17 protein-coding genes are annotated in these 18,436 nt (G+C 64.9%); 6 read left to right on the forward strand and 11 right to left on the reverse strand.

Translation table 11 applies throughout. The features are described 5' to 3' along the window. Positions 1 to 382: 382 nt before the first annotated feature. Both RFM52_RS16050 and RFM52_RS16055 read left to right on the forward strand, forming a co-directional pair. Entirely contained in the window at positions 383 to 1,405 is a 1,023-nt protein-coding gene (locus tag RFM52_RS16050; protein WP_320297466.1) for an aminopeptidase, read from the forward strand. Between the two features lie 38 nt (positions 1,406 to 1,443). After that, complete coding sequence (locus RFM52_RS16055; protein ID WP_320297424.1) at positions 1,444 to 2,091, forward strand: class I SAM-dependent methyltransferase; 648 nt, start codon at positions 1,444 to 1,446, stop codon at positions 2,089 to 2,091. 25 nt (positions 2,092 to 2,116) lie between these two features. Here RFM52_RS16055 and RFM52_RS16060 read toward each other — a convergent pair whose 3' ends face one another. Together RFM52_RS16060 and RFM52_RS16065 are read right to left on the reverse strand one after the other, a co-directional pair. Further along, the gene (locus RFM52_RS16060; RefSeq protein ID WP_320297425.1) at positions 2,117 to 3,334 is read right to left on the reverse strand and encodes a cyanate transporter; all 1,218 of its coding nucleotides are present in this window, start codon (positions 3,332 to 3,334) and stop codon (positions 2,117 to 2,119) included. A gap of 17 nt (positions 3,335 to 3,351) precedes the next feature. Beyond that, the gene (locus RFM52_RS16065; protein ID WP_430699279.1) at positions 3,352 to 4,017 is read right to left on the reverse strand and encodes an ankyrin repeat domain-containing protein; all 666 of its coding nucleotides are present in this window, start codon (positions 4,015 to 4,017) and stop codon (positions 3,352 to 3,354) included. A 146-nt stretch (positions 4,018 to 4,163) separates the two neighbouring features. Between RFM52_RS16065 and RFM52_RS16070 the strand changes: the two genes are divergently transcribed. From RFM52_RS16070 to RFM52_RS16080, 3 genes are read left to right on the forward strand one after another with little or no spacing between them, the layout of a single operon-like run. Further along, complete coding sequence (locus tag RFM52_RS16070) at positions 4,164 to 5,027, forward strand: LysR family transcriptional regulator (protein WP_320297427.1); 864 nt, start codon at positions 4,164 to 4,166, stop codon at positions 5,025 to 5,027. A 45-nt stretch (positions 5,028 to 5,072) separates the two neighbouring features. After that, on the forward strand, positions 5,073 to 6,533 hold the full coding sequence (locus RFM52_RS16075; protein WP_320297428.1) for a phospholipase D-like domain-containing protein: 1,461 nt from the start codon (positions 5,073 to 5,075) through the stop codon (positions 6,531 to 6,533). A gap of 24 nt (positions 6,534 to 6,557) precedes the next feature. Then, positions 6,558 to 7,367, forward strand: coding sequence for an endonuclease/exonuclease/phosphatase family protein (locus tag RFM52_RS16080; RefSeq protein ID WP_320297429.1), 810 nt, complete (start codon positions 6,558 to 6,560; stop codon positions 7,365 to 7,367). A 6-nt stretch (positions 7,368 to 7,373) separates the two neighbouring features. On the opposite strand, the gene RFM52_RS16085 is transcribed toward RFM52_RS16080, so the two are convergent. Next, complete coding sequence (locus tag RFM52_RS16085) at positions 7,374 to 7,883, reverse strand: quercetin 2,3-dioxygenase (protein WP_320297430.1); 510 nt, start codon at positions 7,881 to 7,883, stop codon at positions 7,374 to 7,376. A gap of 75 nt (positions 7,884 to 7,958) precedes the next feature. On the opposite strand from RFM52_RS16085, the gene RFM52_RS16090 reads away from it, so the two are divergent. Continuing rightward, positions 7,959 to 8,615 carry a TetR/AcrR family transcriptional regulator gene (locus RFM52_RS16090; RefSeq protein ID WP_320297431.1) on the forward strand — a complete coding sequence of 219 codons (657 nt, stop codon included), beginning with the start codon at positions 7,959 to 7,961 and terminating at the stop codon, positions 8,613 to 8,615. A gap of 77 nt (positions 8,616 to 8,692) precedes the next feature. Here RFM52_RS16090 and RFM52_RS16095 read toward each other — a convergent pair whose 3' ends face one another. The 8 genes from RFM52_RS16095 to RFM52_RS16130 all read right to left on the reverse strand — a co-directional run bounded on the left by RFM52_RS16095 (position 8,693) and on the right by RFM52_RS16130 (position 18,434). After that, positions 8,693 to 10,657 (reverse strand): glycoside hydrolase family 127 protein, encoded by a 1,965-nt coding sequence (locus RFM52_RS16095; protein ID WP_320297432.1) that lies wholly within the window; start codon positions 10,655 to 10,657, stop codon positions 8,693 to 8,695. 18 nt (positions 10,658 to 10,675) lie between these two features. Next, positions 10,676 to 11,533, reverse strand: coding sequence for a carbohydrate ABC transporter permease (locus RFM52_RS16100; RefSeq protein WP_320297433.1), 858 nt, complete (start codon positions 11,531 to 11,533; stop codon positions 10,676 to 10,678). Next, entirely contained in the window at positions 11,533 to 12,453 is a 921-nt protein-coding gene (locus tag RFM52_RS16105; protein WP_320297434.1) for a carbohydrate ABC transporter permease, read from the reverse strand. Before RFM52_RS16105 ends, RFM52_RS16100 begins: the two co-directional genes overlap by 1 nt. A 345-nt stretch (positions 12,454 to 12,798) precedes the next feature. After that, the gene (locus tag RFM52_RS16110) at positions 12,799 to 14,037 is read right to left on the reverse strand and encodes an ABC transporter substrate-binding protein (RefSeq protein ID WP_430699282.1); all 1,239 of its coding nucleotides are present in this window, start codon (positions 14,035 to 14,037) and stop codon (positions 12,799 to 12,801) included. 78 nt (positions 14,038 to 14,115) lie between these two features. Next, positions 14,116 to 15,150, reverse strand: a complete 1,035-nt coding sequence (locus tag RFM52_RS16115; RefSeq protein ID WP_320297436.1) for a LacI family DNA-binding transcriptional regulator — start codon at positions 15,148 to 15,150, stop codon at positions 14,116 to 14,118. Between the two features lie 220 nt (positions 15,151 to 15,370). Further along, complete coding sequence (locus RFM52_RS16120) at positions 15,371 to 15,766, reverse strand: hypothetical protein (protein WP_320297437.1); 396 nt, start codon at positions 15,764 to 15,766, stop codon at positions 15,371 to 15,373. After that, positions 15,763 to 15,969: a hypothetical protein gene (locus RFM52_RS16125; RefSeq protein WP_320297438.1), complete on the reverse strand. Its 207-nt coding sequence runs from the start codon at positions 15,967 to 15,969 to the stop codon at positions 15,763 to 15,765. Before RFM52_RS16125 ends, RFM52_RS16120 begins: the two co-directional genes overlap by 4 nt. A gap of 2 nt (positions 15,970 to 15,971) precedes the next feature. Then, entirely contained in the window at positions 15,972 to 18,434 is a 2,463-nt protein-coding gene (locus tag RFM52_RS16130) for a S8 family peptidase (protein WP_320297439.1), read from the reverse strand. Between the last annotated feature and the right edge of the window lie 2 nt (positions 18,435 to 18,436).

The following is an 18,436-nucleotide window of genomic DNA, read 5'->3' on the forward strand; positions in this document are numbered from 1 at the left end:
CCAGCAATACCTAGGGGAAAGGTCCCAAGCCTGCTGTCATTTGCGGCGAAGACCGCTTTGCCTGGGCCGGAGCCCGAATGTCGGCGATTGGAGGGGCCAATCCGGGCGGGCGCCTTGCTGCTCAGCGGCATGGCGCCGATGTATCCTGTTGATGGTGGCCTCCCCACGACTGCGGCTGATGGCGCGGCGGAGGGCAGATCTTCGCTGAGCGCCGTATCCCGATCACCGCTGCGAAATCGAAGGTCCGACCGCTGCTCTTCCAGGTCTTGACGAAAATAGGCGCGCCTGAGACACGGGAGCAAATGGACATTTGCTCCATGGGAGATCAGCAGGCGGTGGGCAGGCTTTGAAGCGCGTTTTTCGATTGCTCGCCGCTGCGATCATGGCGTCCGGTATGACCGGATGCACCAGCATTTCCTACTACGCGCAGTCGTTGGAGGGCCATGTCGAGATCATGGCCGCGCGCAAGAATGTTGCGACGCTGATCCATGATCCTTCGACGCCGGAGCCATTGCGTGCCAAGCTGACCTCGGCCAGCGCCATACGTCGCTTTGCCACGCAAGAACTGGCATTGCCCGACAACAGCAGCTACCGCAGTTATGTCGACGTCGGTCGCAACGATGTGACCTTGGCGGTCTTTGCCGCGCCGCAATTCTCTCTCGCTCCGGTAACATGGTGCTTTCCGGTCTTTGGCTGCGTTCCCTACAAGGGCTATTTTTCGCGCAAGGACGCGCTCGAAAATGCCGCTGGACTGCAGCGGCAGGGGCTGGACGTCTATGTGACGGGCATCACGGCATACTCCACGCTGGGCTGGTTCAGCGATCCGTTGCTCAGCACCATGCTGCGCCAGAACAACACCTACCTCGCAAGCCTCGTTTTCCATGAACTGGCGCATCAGAAAGTCTATGTGAACGGCGACTCCGCGTTCAACGAGGCTTTCGCTGTTTCCGTCGAAACCACCGGCACGAGGAAATGGCTGGGCGCCACCGGCAATCGCGCCGGGTTGCGCAGTTACGAAGCCGATCGCAGGCGCAAGGCCGATTTTCTCGGACTGATCGCGAAGACCCGGGACGAGCTGAGCCAGGTCTATGGAAGCCCCCGTCGCCCGGAGCAGAAGGCAGCCGCCAAAGCCGCCACCATCGACAGGCTGCGGACGCGCTACCGGCAAATGCGCGACCAGCGATGGGCCGGATACCGCGGATACGACGCCTGGTTCGATAGCCCCATCAACAACGCAAAGCTTGCCGCGACCGCTGTCTATGGCGAAGAGGTTCCGGCGTTTCTCCGCTTGTTCGACTTGTGCTCCGGCGACTATCCAAGGTTCTACGCCTCTGTTCGACGGATCGGAAATCTGCCCGCATCTTCCCGGGCCGATGCGCTCAAGGCCGCTGCCACGTGCAATTGACAATGTAGGGAAATCGGTATCCGGAGGCGGCGCGGACAATGTTGGACAATTATGAGGTGGACAGATTCGGCGTCATCCACCAGATCGACTTCACGCCGATCAAATACGACAAGAAGTACATCTCCTATTACGAGGACCTGAGCGACCGGACCATCAAGCTCGGCTATCAGCGGCTTGGCTGGGTGCTCGGCATCACCGGCGAGATTCCTCGCTCGGTGCTGGAAATCGGATATGGCACCGGCACATTCATCGAAGCCGCGAAAATAACCGGCGTCGCCGATTGCGCCGGCTGCGATATCGCGGAGTTCCCTCTGCCCAAGGGCGTTCGCTTCGTCGATTGGGACCAGGCGCTCGCCGGCACCTGGGATCTCGTCGCCATGTTCGACGTGCTCGAGCACATTCCCGATCTCAGTTTCCTGTCCCGCCTTCAGACCCGCCACCTGGCCGTCGCCGTCCCCTATTGCCGCTGGCGCGAGCTCGGCGCCGAAGGCGACAACTGGTTCGCCAACTGGCGCATGCGCCTGCCCAACGAGCACCTGCACCATTTCGACCGCGACTCGCTGGTGGCGCTCCTCGCGGCCAGCGGTTTCGAATGCGTGACGATGAACTGCTTCGAGGACGGGATCCGGCTGCGGCCAGGCGAAGCGGGCCCGAACATCCTGTCCGGCTTCTTCAGGAAGCTTTAGACCGGTTGCGGTTGATGAGCCTACGTCACACCGCGACCGGCTCAGGTGCCGGCAGCTTCATTGCCGGCGCATAGCTGCGTGGCGCGAGACGGAAGGTCAGCACCATCACGATCGAGATGCAGGCGAGGTGCAGCAGCCAGCCGGCGCGAAAGCCGCCGGCCATGTCGTGCAGCACCGCGACGATCCAGGGCGGTATCGCGGCGATGAGGAAGCCGCCGCCTTGCATCATGGCCGACAGCGCGCCGGCCTCCGCCGGGTCCGGCAGATGTTCGAGCGCGACGATCATGGTCAGCGAGAAGGAACCGCCCAGCCCCGCTCCCAGCAGGAGCGCGAGGATGAAGGGCGCGGTCTGGGGCTGCAGGATCAACCCGGCAAAACCAACTGCCTGCATGGCCAAGGTCAGCCAGAGCCACGGCCGGCGGTCCGCGCTTTTGCCGGCAAGGGCCGGCAGCAGCAGGGCCGAGAGCGCCTGCCCCACGGCCATGACCGCCAGCAGGCCGCCGCTTGAAGCGCTCGTCCAGCCTTGCTCCTGATAGTAGGGTGCCAGCCAGGCCACCGAGGTCGAGTAGCCGCCATTGACGAGGCCGAAACAGGCCATCAGCAGCCAGGTGCGCGGCCGCTTGAGGAAGCCCGCCGTCGCGTTCCTGCCTTGCGGGCGGGCGGCGTCACGCGGCAAGCAGGCCAAGGCGAGCACGACCGCGGCCAATGCCGGGAACGCCATCCAGGCCAGCCCGAAATGCCAGTCGCCCGAGGCTGTGGCGACCAGCGGCGCAAGCTGCGCGCCGAGCGCGCCGCCGCCCATCAGCATCGATGAATAAAGCCCCATGACGAGGCTGACATGGCGGGGGAATTGCCGCTTGACGATGCCGGGGAACACGGCTTGCACGACAGCCGCCCCCAGACCGAGCAGTGCGGCGGTGCCCACCATTCCGAGACCAGTCGATACGAAGAGGCGCAGGAAGGATGCGAGGGCGAGAATGGCGAGCGCCGCGATGACCGCCCGGCTGGCGCCAATCAGCGCCTGCAAGGACGGGCCGGCAAAGGCGAGGATCCCCATCAGCAGCATCGGCACCAGCGTCAGCAGCGCGATGCCCTGCGTGCCGAGACCGGTTTCGGCCCGCATGCCCGCCGCCAGCGGACCGATGCCGGTGATGAACGGCCTGAGGTTGAGCCCGACCAGGGCGACCACGGCAAGCATGAGAAAGCGGCTGGACGCCGCCTCGATACTTTTCTGTCCGTTCACGTCGCCACCCATTTTTCTCAATTTGCGCCGGCGGCCATGAGGAGCTTTTCGATCGCCTTGAAGCCGCGGTCGCGGGCATGCCGCAGCGGCGTCACGCCATCGCCGTCGGCTAGATTGACGTCGGCTCCGGCCTTGATCAGCAAGTCGACGATCTGCTGGTGGCGCTCGCCGCCGTCGCCGAGAATGATGGCTTCCAGCAGCGCGGTCCAACCGAGCTTGTTGACATGGTCGACGTCGACGCCGGCCTCTATCAGCGTGCGCACGGTCTCGACATGGCCGCGCTCGGAAGCCGGGATGAGCGCGGTGCCGCCATAGCGGTTGATGCTCTCGAGATCGGCGCCATGGGCGAGCGCCAGCCTGAGGATTTCGAGATGCCCGCGCGCGCCGGCGTAGAGGTACGGGCTGTCCTCGATGTTGTCCTTCGCGTTGACGTCCGCTCCGGCAGCGATCAGCGCGCTCGCGGCGGTGATCCTGTTGTCGTGCGTGGCGACAAGCAGCGGCGTGGCGCCGGTGCCGTCGCGCGCGTCGATCTCGGCGCCTTGCGACAAAAGCCTGCCGATGGCATCCACGTCGTCAGCGGCGGCCGCGGCGTGCAAAGGGGTTGTGCGCATGGTTTCTCCTGACGCGATCGCCGAAACGCAAGCGAGCACCAGCAAGGCAAAAACAAAAAAGAGACGATGCATTCCTGGCTCCTACCGGCTGTGGCCACGCATGGTCTTGTCCGCGCTTCCAGATAGGGCCGCGCAGAGGCATTTAGAAATTAAATGTATGCATCGATCACATTATGATTTTAAATGATCGACACCGATGTACCGGCGAAATGGGAAAGATGCTCGATCCGCGCCTTCTGCGAGCCTTCATTGCGATTGCCGACGCCGGCAGCTTCACCCAGGCGGCGGAGCGGCTGAACATGACGCAATCGACGATCAGCCAGCAGCTTGCACGGCTGGAGGACGCGGTCGGCCAACGCCTGGTCGATCGCGACACGAGGCCGATCCAGCCGACGGCCGCGGGCGAACGCCTGCTTGGCTATGCGCGTCGCATCCTCGATTTGCAGCACGAAGCGGAAACGGCGCTTGGCGATCCGGCCGGCACCGCGCCGGTGCGGATCGGCGTGCCGGAGGATATCGTCAATTCGCAGATGGCGGACGTGTTCGGCGGTTTCGCCAAGGGTAACCGCGCGGCGCGGCTGGACGTCACCGCCGGCTTGAGCCGCGACCTCGCCCGGCGCTATCGCGCCGGCGAGTTCGACATCGTGGTGGTCAAGGAGGCGGTCGCCGAGCCCGATTGCCGGGCGAGCTTTCCCGAACCGATGGCGTGGTTCGAAAGCGCTGACCGGCAATCCGATTGGGCCGATCCCATCCCGCTGGTCGTCTTTCCGCCCGGCGGGCTCTATCGTGAGGCGATGTTCGAGCGGATCGGACGCGAACAACGGCGCTGGTACATCGCCTTCTCCGGCAGCAGCCTGCGCAACGTGCTGGTGGGCGTGGAGGCCGGGCTCGGCCTTTCGTTGCTGCCCAAAAGCGCGGTGGCCGGGCGTCATGTCCAGCCCTATGCGGCGTTCGGCGCCCAGCCCCCGATGGTGGTCTCGCTCTATGCCTGGGAAAAGACCGGGCCGGTCGCGGAACTGGCCGATCGGATGACCGCGGTCCTCGCCGCCAGATTTCATGCATCCGAACGATTGCGGGAATGACCGCCCGCATTGCCTTCCGCGCCGGCTCGCACAATAGTCGGGCCGATGTTCGAGGCGATTGCGAGTCACTGGTCGACGCTTATCCTGATCCTCTCGCTGGCGATGGCGGCGGTGGGCATCGTCCACGCCATCATGACCAAGGAAGACGTGCGCGCGGCCACCGGCTGGGTGGGCGTGATGCTGTTGTCGCCGTTCCTCGGCGCGATCATCTACGCCATCGCCGGCATCAACCGCATCCGCCGCGCGACGATCAGCGCCATGCGCCCTGTCTCCAGCGAGGCCGCCGCCGCCAGGCATGACCGCGACGTCGCGCTTGAAGCCCTGATCAACGCCGAATACGGCCAGCGTTTCACCGGGCTGAAGACGCTTGGCGACAGGGTGGCGCGGCGCCCCCTCACCTCGGGAAACACCATCGCCGTGCTCAAGACCGGCGACGAGGCCTATACGGCGATGTGCGGGGCGATCGATGCGGCGCAGAAAAGCGTGCTGCTCGAAACCTATATCTTCGACAATGACGCGGTGGGCGCGCTTTTCGTCCAGTCGCTCGGCAACGCCGTCAAGCGCGGCGTCACCGTGCGGGTGCTGATCGACGCCGTCGGCGTGCGCTATTCGGTGCCCAGCATCCTGAAGCAACTCAGGGAAGCCGACGTCACCGTCGATCTGTTCAACGGCAACATCGTCATGGGCCTGAGACTTCCCTATGCCAATCTCAGGACCCACAGGAAGATCCTGATCGTCGACGGCACGGTGGCGTTCACCGGAGGCATGAACATCCGCAAGGGATTCTCGGCCGAATTCGCCGGTTCCGACAGTTCGCGCGACACCCATTTCGAGGTCACCGGGCCGGTGGTGGCGGACCTGTTCTCGGTTGCCGCCGAGGACTGGCGCTTTGCCGGCAACGAGGCCTTGAAGGACGGACCCTGGCAGGTCGAGCGCGCCGCGCCGCCGCCCGGGCAGCCAATGTTGGTGCGCGCGGTCGCGAGCGGGCCGGACGCGTCCAACGAAACCAATCTCAAGCTGCTGATGGGCGCGTTCTCTGTCGCCCGCAAATCGATCCGCATCATGTCGCCCTATTTCCTGCCGGACCGGGAATTCATCAGCGCGCTGACCACCGCCGGCCGGCGCGGTGTCGAAATCGACATCGTCGTGCCGGCGGTGAACAACCTTTTCCTCGTCGACCATGCGATGACGGCGCAGTTCGACCAGGTCTTGAAGCACTATTGCCGGGTCTGGCGCCATGAAGGCGTATTCGACCATTCGAAGCTGATGGCGATCGACGGCGTGTGGGCCTATGTCGGCTCTTCCAACCTGGACGCGCGCTCGCTGAGACTGAATTTCGAGATCGACATGGAAGTGCTGGATGAAAACTTCGCCGCCGAGATCGACGCCCGCATCGGGGCGGCCATCTCGACCGCCCAGCCGGTGACGCTGCAGACGCTGAAGGCAAGGCCGTTCGCAATCCGCGTCTTCGACCGCTTGCTATGGCTGGGATCGCCCTATCTTTAGAACAGGAAATCGAGCACCGGGATCATGGAGATAGACGACATAAAGGGACGCAGCCTGCCGGAGACCGTGATCTTGTCGATCCGCGGCAGAAATGCGCGCAAGGCGAAGGCGACGCCGCGCAAGCGCGTCAACGGCGCCGAGATCGTCGTCGCCTCCTACAATGTCCACAAATGCATCGGCACCGACCGCAAGTTCGACCCTGAAAGGACGGCGCGCGTCATCCGCGAGATGAGCCCCGACGTGATCGCCCTGCAGGAAGCGGACAACCGCTTCGGCGACAAGGCCGGGCTGCTCGATCTTGCCCGCCTGGAACACGATACGGGGCTGGTTCCGGTGCCGGTAATCGGCAACGGCAAGGGGCATGGCTGGCGCGGCAATGTGCTGCTGTTCAAGCGCGGAACGGTGCGGGACGTCCACCAGATCAAGCTGCCCGGGCTGGAGCCGCGCGGCGCGCTGGTCGCCGAGATCGATCTCGACGAAAAACGCAGCCTGCGCGTCATTGCCGCCCATCTCGGACTCCTGCGCCGCTCGCGCTCGGAACAGGCCCGCGTCGTGCTCGACATCATGAGCAGCGCCGACGAGAGGCCGACGCTCTTGCTCGGCGACCTCAACGAATGGCGGCTCGGCAACCGCTCGGCGCTGAACACGCTGCACACGACGTTCGGGCCGACGCCGCCGGCGGTGCCGACTTTCCCATCCGGCCTGCCGGTGCTGGCGCTCGACCGCATCCTGGGCAACCGGCACGATCTGGTTTCAGCAGTGGAGGCGCATGACACGCCACTGTCGCGCGTCGCCTCCGACCACCTGCCGCTGACGGCCTTCGTGCATCTTTAGCGTAAGCTAGGCGCTGACCGTCGGCGCCATTGGCGGCCCGACGATTTCCGCGCCATAGAGGGCGCTGACGCGCTTCAAAGCCTCGATATCGGGTGGTGTCGCCGGCGGAAGACCTTCCGCCTCTGCCGGCCGGCCGCCGTCGATGAAAAAGCCTTCGCCGCCTCCCGGCGTCAACAGCGTCAGCATCCGGGCCGGCTTGCCTCCCTCGACGACGAAAGTGTGCGGAACGTCTCGCGGCAGGAATACAAACGAGCCAGCGCCGGCGCGGAAAATCCGGTCGCCGCATTTCATCGTCATCTCGCCGTCGAGCACGTAGAAGGATTCGTCCTCGCGATGGTGGATGTGAAGTGGCGGTGAAAAACCGGGGGCGAGCAAGGTTTCAAGAAGTGCGAATCCGCCGCGCGTCGTCTCCGCGGTCGCCTTCACTGTCATTCTGTTGCGCAAGAACCAGATGGCCTCGCCCTCGCCCGGCGCGAGAAAGCAGGCCGCATTGGCGGCATTGCTGGAGACTGTCATGGAAACCCCCTATCAACGTTTTGAGCCTATATTGCACACTTGTGCAATTAGTGCACTCCGGTATACTTTGCGCTCATGAATGTCAATCCACGTCTCCGCACCGCGCAGAAGCGGCGCACCCGCAAGGCCATCGTCGACGCGGCGATCGCGCTGCTCGCCAATGGCAAGACGCCGACCGTCAACGACGTGGCCGTGGCGGCCGAGGTGTCGCGGCGGACGGTCTATCTCTACTTTCCAAGCTTCGATCAGTTGCTGCTCGACGCGACCATCGGCGCGCTAAGCCAAGCTTCGGTCGACCGCGCCATCGATGAGGCGAGCGACGACGGCGAAGCGCGCGTGGAGCATCTGGTCCGCGCGCTGCACCACGTCAGTCCCGAGGTCGAGCGCCTCGGGCGCTCGCTGATCCGCCTGACCGTAGACGGCGCGCCGTCCGAGCAAGGCGTGCCGCGCCGCGGCTACCGGCGGATCGAATGGATCGAACAGGCGTTGTCGCCATTGCGGGACCGGCTGAAACCGAACGGCTGGAACCGGCTCGTCCACGCGCTGGCCATGGTGATCGGCTGGGAGGCGCTCATCGTCCAGCGCGACATCTGCGGCCTCAGCGTGGCCGAGGGCGAGGACCTATCGGTGTGGACGGCCAACGCGCTGGTGAAGGCGGCGCTGGAGGAGGAACAAAAGGCTGGCGCTCCGAGATCAGGGAGGCGAAAGAATAAGGATAAGCTGGCAAAGTAGCGTTTCTTTTAGTGTCCGGCAGGACAGACGAGGCGCTGTCCCGCCAGCGTCTCAAGTTTACTCTCCGCGACAAACGCCTATCCTTCCCTTAGCCAGACCAGCATCTCGCCGGAATCGCGGTTGTCCCAGGCGAAATAGGGAACGGCCTTGAGCTTCGTCTCCGTCGTCGCCGGCGGTTTCGGGCGATAGAGATCGGCGCCCCAGTTTTCCGTCTGCGCCCTGCTGCCGATGGCCGAAAGCGTGACGATGCCGCCGAGCAGGTTCGGATCCTTGTGCGCCTCGAGCCTGGCCTCGCGCGGCAGGGCGATGCGATGCAGCCCGCCGCCATTGTCGGTTTCCTCGACGCAGTAGATCAGCGGGCCGCGCGCCAGCGCCACGCGGCCGATGTCCTGGCGCACATTGGGGTTGGCGAAGAGGCGCGCCATCGACATTTCGAGGTCGAGCTCGACCTTGTCGCCCTGGCGCCATTCGCGGCGGATCGCGGCATAACCGTCGACCGTCGCCGCTTCGAGATCGACCAGCTTGCCGTTGACGCGCAACGCCGCCTTGCGGCACCAGGCGGGTATGCGCAAATGAAGCGTGAACGCGACCGGCGCCTCCGGCCCGACCTCGATCGCGACCGCGCCGTCCCAGGGATAGTTGCTGGCCTGGACCAGGGTAACCTGCCGGCCGGCGATCTCGAAGCGCGCGGTCGAGTCGCCATAAAGGTGCACGGCAAGCGCATCGTCGGCGAGGCCGTAGAAATAGCTGCCGATGGAGGCGACCATGCGGCCGATATTGGGCGGGCAGCACGGGCAACGGTGCCACTTCCAGCGATGGTGGCCGCCGCGGCTCTCCAGCGGGTTCTCGTAGAAGAACAGCGAGCCGTCGAGCGACAGGCCGGAGATCGAGCCGTTGTACAAGGCCCGCTCCATCATGTCGGCGTAGCGGGCGTTCGGCCCCATGCCGAGCATGCGGCTTGCCCAGAACACCAGGCCGACCGAGGCGCAGGTCTCGGCATAGGCGGTCTCGTTGGGCAGGTCGTAGTCATTGGTGAAGCCCTCATTGTCGGCGGACGGGCCGAGACCGCCGGTGACGTAGAGGCTCTTCGTCGTGAGGTCGTCCCACAGCCGCTCCAGCGCAACCTTCAGCGTGTCGTCGCCATATTCGGTCGCGATGTCGGCCATGCCGGAATAGAGATACATCGCCCTGACCGCATGGCCGACGACCTTGTCCTGCTCGCGCACCGGCCTGTGCGACTGGTTGTATTCGTAGGTCTTGAAGTGGAAATCCTTGGGGTCGGCGCCGCGCGCCAGCGCCTCCTCGTCGAAGTAATGCGGCTGCTGGCCGCGCTGGTCGATGAAATACTTAGCCAGCTTCATATATTTGTCGTTGCCGGTGGCGCGCGCCAGCCTGACCAGCGCCAGCTCGATCTCCTCATGGCCGCAATAGCCCTTCCGCTTGCCGGGCTCGGGACCGAACGTGTCGGCGATGTGGTCGGCGTAGCGGCTCATGATGTCGAGCAGCTTGCGCTTGCCGGTCGCCTGAAAGTAAGCGACAGCGCCCTCGATCAGATGGCCGGCGCAATAGAGCTCGTGGCAATCGCGCAGATTGGTCCAGCGCAGGCCGGGCTGGATGCGCTGGTACCAGCTGGACAGATAGCCGTCCTCCTGCTGCAGCTTGCCATACATGTCGATGACGGCGTCGATCTTCTTTTCGAGATCGGCATTGCGGCGCCGGTAGAGCGAATAGGCGGCGGTCTCGATCGTCTTGCCCCAGTCGGAATCCCAGAACATCTGCGTCGTCACGGTGCGCGAGGTGAAACCGTCGCTGACATGGAACGGGATGACCACGCCGGGCGACGGCAGGTCCGGATCGATCTGCTCCAGCATGCGCGCCTCGACGCAGCGGTCGTAGAGGATGCCGGCGGTCCTGGCGGCGACAGCATCGACACGGTCGCCCCAGAAACCGCGGACATCGACCTGCGGCACGGGCAACGGCCGGAAGGCGAGCTTCGGCCTGGCGGATGCGCCGGTCTGCGTGGCGGCTTGCGATGCGGTCATGGTTTCACTCCATTCGAATTACTTGACGGCCCCGGCCATGAGGCCGCGGATGTAGAAGCGCTGCAGCGCCAGGAACAGGATCAGGCAGGGCACCATCATCACCGTGACGCCGGCCTGCACAGCGCCCCAGTCGATAGCGCCGAAGCGGCCGGACTGAAGCGCCGTCATCATCACCGGCAGGGTGAACTTTGACTGGTCGGTCATCAGCACGAGTGCGGCCAGGAACTCGTTCCAGGCGCCGAGGAAGGCGAAGAGCGCGATGGTGACGACGCCCGGCCAGACCAGCGGCAGCATCACCTTGATGAGCATGGTGACGTTGTTGGCGCCGTCCATGCGCGCGGCTTCCTCGATCTCGCGCGGCACGGCGTCGAAGGCATTGCGCATCATGAAGATCGAGAAGGGCAGCTGCAGCGTGACGTAGACGCAGACCAGCCCGGTCAGCGTGTTGTGCAGGCCAAGCTTCGTCAGCACCAGGAAGATCGGCGTCAGGATCGACTGGAACGGGATCATGATCGTCGACAGGATGAGGACGAAGAAGAAATCCCGGAACGGGAAACGGAAGCGCGAGAAGCCGTAGCCGGCAAGCACGCTGACCAGCACCGAGAGCAGCACCGTCATCACCGACACGTAGATGCTGTTCTGCGCCGAGACCCAGAGCCCGTCGCCGAAGGAGTTCAGCGTCTCGTAGTTCTCGATCGAGAAGCCGGTGGTCGGCCAGGGCGGCAGCGGCGGCTGGCGCGCTTCCTGCGCCGGCTTGAAGGTCGACAGCACGGTCCAGACGATCGGCGCCAGGAACAGCACCGAGGCGATGATGCCGGTGGAATGCCTGGCCAGGCTGAAGCCGACTTTGCGGTTCTGCGACATCGCCTCGGCCATCAGTCGAGCCCCTCGGGCTTGCGCAGCAGCCAGAGCTGGATGAGGCTGAGCGCCACCAGGATGACCAGCAGCACCATGGAAAGTGCGGCGCCATAGCCCAGCTTGAACGACACGAAGGACTGGTTGAAGATCCAGTAGACCGCCGTCAGCGTCTGGTTGCGCGGACCGCCGCGCAGGATGATGTAGAACTGGTCGAAGGCGAGGATCGAGCCCGCCACCGACAGGATAAGCGCCAGCGCCAGCGTGCGGCGCATCAGTGGCAAGGTGATCGCCCGGAACCTCGCGAACGGGCCGGCGCCATCGATGACGGCGGCCTCCTGCAGATCCTGCGGGATCGACTGCAGGCCGGTCATCAGGATGATCATGGTGAAGCCGGCGACCTTCCAGACCACCATGGCGATGATCGACCAGAAGGCCGGCTGGAAGGTGGCGAGAAGATTGACCTTCTTCGCGATCAGGCCGAGGTCGTAGGCGGCGGGGCTGAACAGGCCTGAATCGACGTTGAGCAGCCACGACCAGAGCAGGCTCGCCGAGGCGAAACCGACCACCGCCGGCATGAAGAAGGCGGTGCGGTAGAGGTTGGTGAGCGGCCGCGGCCGCTCGATGAAGATCGCCAGCGGAAAGGCGACGGCGAAGATCGCGATGGTGACGATCACCGTGTAGTAGAAGGTGAATTTCAGCGCGTTCCAGAAGCGCGTGTCGCGCAGGATGGCGACATAATTGTCGAGGCCGATGAAGGAATGCTCGCCCATCAGCGGCCAGTTGTTGAGCGACATCCAGGCCGTCATGCCGAGCGGGATGACGAAGAAGACCGTGACCAGCGCGACGGCCGGCAGGACATAGAGCAGACCGACCCATTGCCGCAGGCCGGTGCGGGTGCGAGAGCGGGCGGGCGCGGAGGTGGCGGTGATGGCGGTCATGGCTGCGCCTCCCCTTCTCCCCTTGTGGGAGAAGGTGGATCGGCGCGCAGCGCCGAGACGGATGAGGGGTGTTCCAGGGGATGCCGGCGTCTCACTCCGCTGGAGCACCCCTCATCCGACCGAGCTTCGCTCGGCCACCTTCTCCCACAAGGGGAGAAGGGGGAGCCAGCCCGCCGGCGCCTCAAATTGGCGATGCTAGTGAGAGTGTGCTGTCTCAACGCGTCAGTCCCTGCCATTCAGCGAATGCAACATCCGGCCGCCCGGCCAGGGAGACGGGGCGGGCGGCCGGTCAGAGCCTGAGCGGCGAGGCGTTGCGCGATCCTCGCCGCCTATAGGCCCTGGTGTCTACTTGTTCGGCGCCTGGTCGATGATCGACTGCATGGTGTCCTGCGCGTTCTTGATGGCGCCGTCGACGTCGTCGCCGAAGAACACTTCGTTGATCATCTGCGTCCACGGGCCGTTGGCGGAGTTGATCAGGTCGTTGAACACCACCGAATAGGGCGTCCTGCCCTTGGCCATCGCCTCCGCCGCCACCTGGTAGCGCGGATCGAGATCCTTCAGCGCGTCTTTGGCGATGTCGTTGCGCACCGGCAGGCTGCCATATTTGGCGAGGATGGTCTGGCCCTCCAGCGAATAGGCGAAGTCCAAAAACTCCTTCACCACGGCGATCTTCTTGGTGCCCTTGGTGACGACGAAATTGTCGCCGCCGGCGAAGGACGACCAGCCGCCATCCTTGCCCGGCAGGAAGGTGATGCCGTAGTCGACGTCCGGATACTGCGTGTTGAGCGCGCCGATGGCGAAGGCGCCGGAGGGCGAGATGCCGATCTTGCCGCCCGCGAAGGCGGCGAAGAAATTGGCGCCGGTGTCGGTCTGCGCGCCCTCTGGCACCAGCCCCTTCTTGACCATCGAGCGGTAGAGGTCGATCGCGCCGCGCAGCTGCGGGCTGTCGAGCGTCGCCTTCGAGCCGTCCTCGGACAGGATGTCGCCGCCCGAGGCCCAGATCAGCGGCGTGAAGGTGAAGATGTTGCAGCCGCCGCAATTGCCGGAGAAGTAGAAGCCCTTGATGTCGCCGCCGAGCGCGTTGACCTTTTCGGCGTCGGCCTCGATGTCGGACCAGTTGGCCGGTCCCTTCTCGGGGTCCAGCCCCGCCTGCTTGAACAGCTTCTTGTTCCAGATCAGCACCGAGGCGTCGGCCGAGAACGGCAGGCCGTAGATGCGGTCCTTGTAGGTGCCGGTCTTCACATGCGCCGGCGACAGGCTGGCGAAATAGGGCAAGGATTTCGCCCAGTCGGTGATGTCCTCCAGCTGGCCGGCGGCGGCGAAGGACGGCGTGTAGATCAGGTCGAGCGAGAGCGCGTCGGGCGCGGTGCCGCCGGCGGCGGCCGCGCCATATTTCGGGATGATCTCGGCATTGGGAATGATGTCGAGCTTGACCTGGTCCTTGTTCGCCTTGTTGAAGGCGTCGACGATGCGCGGCATGAAGTTCGAGCCGTCGGCGCGCACCCAGATGTTGGCGGTCTCGGCGGACGCCGCCTGCAGGCCGCCGCCGATGACGGCAGCGGCCAAGGCCAGCTTGGCAAACATGGTCTTCACGTTACTCCTCCTCATGGTTCTCCTCCCTGTTTTGGCCACGCCGCCCGGCGGACGCGTGGCCTTGTTGCTTCATCCTGACTGACGCACCACCAGCCGGCACGGCAGTTTCCTGATGCCCGGCGCGGCCGGCTGGCCCTCGACGAGCGAAAGCAGGGCAAGCCCGGCCTCGCGGCCGAGACTCGCCAAATTCATGTCGACGGAGGTGAGCGGCGGGCGCGTCGCCTCGGCCACGATCTCCCAATTGTCGAAGCCGATGACGCCGACATCCTCGGGCACGCGGATGCCGCGCTCGCGCAGCGCATCGATGACGCCGCGGGCAATCTGGTCGTTGCCGCAGAAGACGGCGTCCGGCCACCCTTCCCTGCCCGCCTTGCCGAACAGTTTTTCGACTGCATCATGCCCCCAGGCTTCCGACCAGGCGCCCAGCAGCGGCTCGGCTGTGGGCAAGCCGTTCTCCTTCAGGACATCGCGCCAGGCCTCGGCCCGCGTGTGCACCACGGCAAAACTCTCCGGCCCGGTGACATGGGCGATGCGACGGCGCCCAAGCCGCAAAAACTGCTCGACCGCCAGCCGCGCGCCGCCGGCATCGTCGGAGACGAGGCCGACCGCGCCGGGATCGGGCTGGGTGAAGGCGTAGACGACCGGAATGCGCAGATTGGAGAGATCGACCGGCAGATGGCGGTCGATGCGCTTTCCGGTGGCTACGATGCCGTCGACGCGCTTGTCGAGCATGGCCTCGACATGCAGCTGGCCGAGCCTTGGGTCGTCCTCGACATTGCACAGGAACACCGACACGCCCTTGTCGACCAGCGCATCCGAAACGCCGGCCATCAGCGGCAGCGAGAAACGGCCATAGGTATCGTTGGTGAGCAGCCCGACGGTGAAGGAGCGTTTGCGCAAAAGGCTCTGCGCCAGGCTGTTCGGCCGGAAGCCGAGCAGCCGCGCCGTCTCGCGGATACGCTCGCGCGTCTCCGCCGTCATCCGCCCTTGCCCGTTCAGCGCCTTCGAGGCCGTCGCGACGCTAACGCCGGCCGCGGCCGCGACCTCGCGCAGCGTGACCGGCGGCTTGGCGGAAACTGGCGCTGGCTCGGCGTCGGCGGACATGGGCGCGGCGGATTCCTTAGCTGGGAAAAGGTTTTCTCTTTCCGCCCTGCGCGGTGATGACGGGTGAGGTCAGCGGACGCGGGGCGGGTTGGGAAAAGGTTTTCTCAGGTGGGAGAGTAGGGGAAGGTGGGGAGGTTGGCAAGGGGGTGAAACGTCCGCGCGCGACGGTCTACCGGATCCCTACGTATGGGTACGAATGCAAACGGTGCCGTCCTTATTACTACTCGTAAAGTCCCCAGTTTCGATTGGCATCGTTTCGGCGATTGTCGGTCTCCGGTGGGCTGACCTCCGAGTTGCGAGGCCTACCATCCGAACCTGTCCAATCGAAACGGACGTACCAGCCGGTGCTCTTGCCGCTATTGCTCTTGTAGCCGATCACCTGCTTCTGAACCGTGATGCCCGCCAACACCATCGAGCCGGAACCGCGACCCATATTCTCGATGAACACACGGTCGATAAGCCGATGATCAGCAAGGTCGGCCTCAGTGATCAGCGACGGATCCTTTATTGCTTGCTCTCTGCGGCGGCGCTCGGCGATCTGCTGCCGAAGGACGCCACCTGTCGCCACGTAGGCCTCGGCGTCCGGTGCGTTGGTCGGCGTTTCGCCGCGCTTCATAATCGACCTTCCCTATAGGTCGCCAGGATCGCCGCTGCCGCATCTGGACCAACCTCGAGGACGAGGTCGAGGAAGCTGCGATCGCGTGAGTGAATGTCGGCGCGCTCTGCCTGCGAAAGGAGGCTCCCATCGAGAATGAGCTTCCGCGCATTTCTCGGCATCACGCCAGGCAGATCGGCCAGAAAATCGGTCAGTGAACGCATCGCTATGCCGCCGGTATCGGGATCACAAGCTGATTGGCGATCGGTGTGTAAATGTCGATGTTCGCGCCGGGCGCACGGACCGACACAAGGAGCGCGTAGCGAGCCGGTCGGTCCCATCGCTGCAGGCCCGGCTTCTCTTTCCACCACCCGCTCACAGGGAAAACACCGATGGCATCGCGATCCGCCAGTGCGGCAGCGCTCCCCCGCCAAATGTCCGAGTGGATTGAGCCGCGATCGCGGATGGGGCCGAGAACCCAATCGTCCCCGCCTGCCGCGACGCCGATCTGCCCCTCCTCTTCCGCCTCTGCCGCCCTGTTGATGCGCTGCCGGAACTGCTGGAGGCTCTCCAGCGAGCGTTTGACGGCAAATCGCAGGGAGTGAGAGGCGTAGCGGTGACGGCGTGTCCAACCCCGCTCGCCGGGATTGGGTTCGACGAAATAGGACAGCGTCATCCTCAATTCGACATCCTGATCGCCGAGCGCCAGCAACTCATCGCGCGGCCAAGGCAGCTGGTGCAGATTCATGTTCCGCGTCTTGATCGCGGATCCGTCACGCCGAAACGGCAGCAGCACGTCCTCGACCATCAGCGTAGCGTCATCCGTGGCGCTCCACACCGCCCGGTTCAGGTCGGGCACACCCCAGCCGTACCGGCGAAGCATCGCCATCTTCTGCACCTGGGTGCCGGCTGCGTCGAAGCGCGCGCGCATTGCCGGCGTCCACTCAGCGGAATGGACGAGCAGTCCGCGCACGGTCTCTGGCCAAAGCTCCGGCCGAGCCGCCAGAACACCGGCCGCAAGGTTGGAGCCGAGCGCTGCGGCAGCGCTGGTATCGCCGAAGGTTTCAAAGAGACGCATGTGCGGGCGGTAATGCGTCGTGATCAATTGCAGGTCATCGATCGCAGAGGCCGGATTGGCCCCATCGTGCGCAAAATTGCCCCCCTCGAACACGACGTCGGGACGAATCGGCCACTGTCTCTCCCAAATCCCGGACGTGCGGCTTGCGGGTGACAAATCCCCGGCCGGGGCGACAGGCTCCCATCCTGCATAGTCCGGATGCGCAATTGCGATTTTGTCGGTATAGGCCCCGACGACCAGCGGGTTCCACGCCTGCGCCGGGCTCTCGACCTCTTCGAGGTCGTTTCGGTCAAGATAGGCGTCAACCTCGATGTCGCCGCGCAGATTTCCCGCAGCCAAAACCATCAGCCGCCTGCGATCGCCGCCACCATAACAAAGCTGGTCGATCGCCGCCGACCACGAGGATGGCCTACCACGCCCGAGGCCGACCTCACTGGTCACGGCGAGGCAAAAGACGCGACGGCGCCGAGGCGCATATGCCTCGGCTTTCCCGACGCCGAGCTCGGTGATCGCGCCATAGAGCTCTGGATCGTTCTGACCGACGGGCGGCAAGATCTTCACGGTCTCCAGCCGATGACGAAGTTCGACATCGTCACCGTGGCTGAGCGCCGCCTCCAGGTCACCGTAGAGGGCGACACCGGCCATCGATGTGCCGTGCCCATTCCAGAAAGCGCTGTCGCCAACGCCCCAGCTATCGTCATAGGCGTGCTGATCGGCAGCCTCCAGGCCCGGCTCGATCAGCGGATGCGCGCGATTCGCGCCACTGTCGAGAATGCAGACAGCCGGCGCCAGCGCACCGGGGCCGTCCACGCGATCGACAAGGTCCCCGGCCCAATCCGCCTGCTCGACCGGCCGCATTTCGAGAAACAGCGTCGGCGTGTCTTTCGCCAAGCGGAGCTCGGCAATGGCATCCGTGTTCTCGACCAGGCGCGCCATCACCTCTTCGGTCGCCAGCGCCAGAACGACGTCGCGTTCCGGGAAGCTGATCGCGTGATCCTTCAGCGCAACATTCAGTCGCTGAGCCACATGCCGAAAGGCCTCAATCCGACCGTCGCGGATCCACACCTCCCACCAAGCGGGTTGCCCTGCTCGCGGAAAGAGAGCTAGGTCGTCGGTGAAGAGCGAGCGGACGACGGCGAGCCGGATATCCTCGATGCGAGCCACGAGGGCTTCGTTCTTGGGCCTGCCGGTCTTCGTATTCTCATCCCGATAGGCCGTAATCTTCCGCGAGAAAAACTCGGCGGAACGCTCTGGCACGAAGACCGTCGCGGTGACCGTCTCGTCGCCGATGTCCACCGGACGGACCGCGACCAGCTCAATTGCGGCAGGACGGTTCTCGAGCCCCTCGACGGCTGCTCGCTCCGCTGCCGGAATTTCGAATTCAAGGTAGAAACCCTTCTCGCCTTCGGCGACCGCATCATCGCGTGCCGCCAGCTTGCGGCGAGCTTCGGCAACGGCGGCCCCGACCGCACGCTCCAGCTTCTGAGCGTGCGCCGCCCTTACGCGAGCGGGCGGCAACCCGGTGATGACCAATCGCGGCGACGTATAGGGTTCCGCCTGTCCGCCACCCTCGACATGGAAATGTGGCCGATTACGTGGGGCTCGGGCCATCT

This window comes from Mesorhizobium humile, assembly GCF_033977215.1.
Classification (GTDB): domain Bacteria; phylum Pseudomonadota; class Alphaproteobacteria; order Rhizobiales; family Rhizobiaceae; genus Mesorhizobium; species Mesorhizobium humile.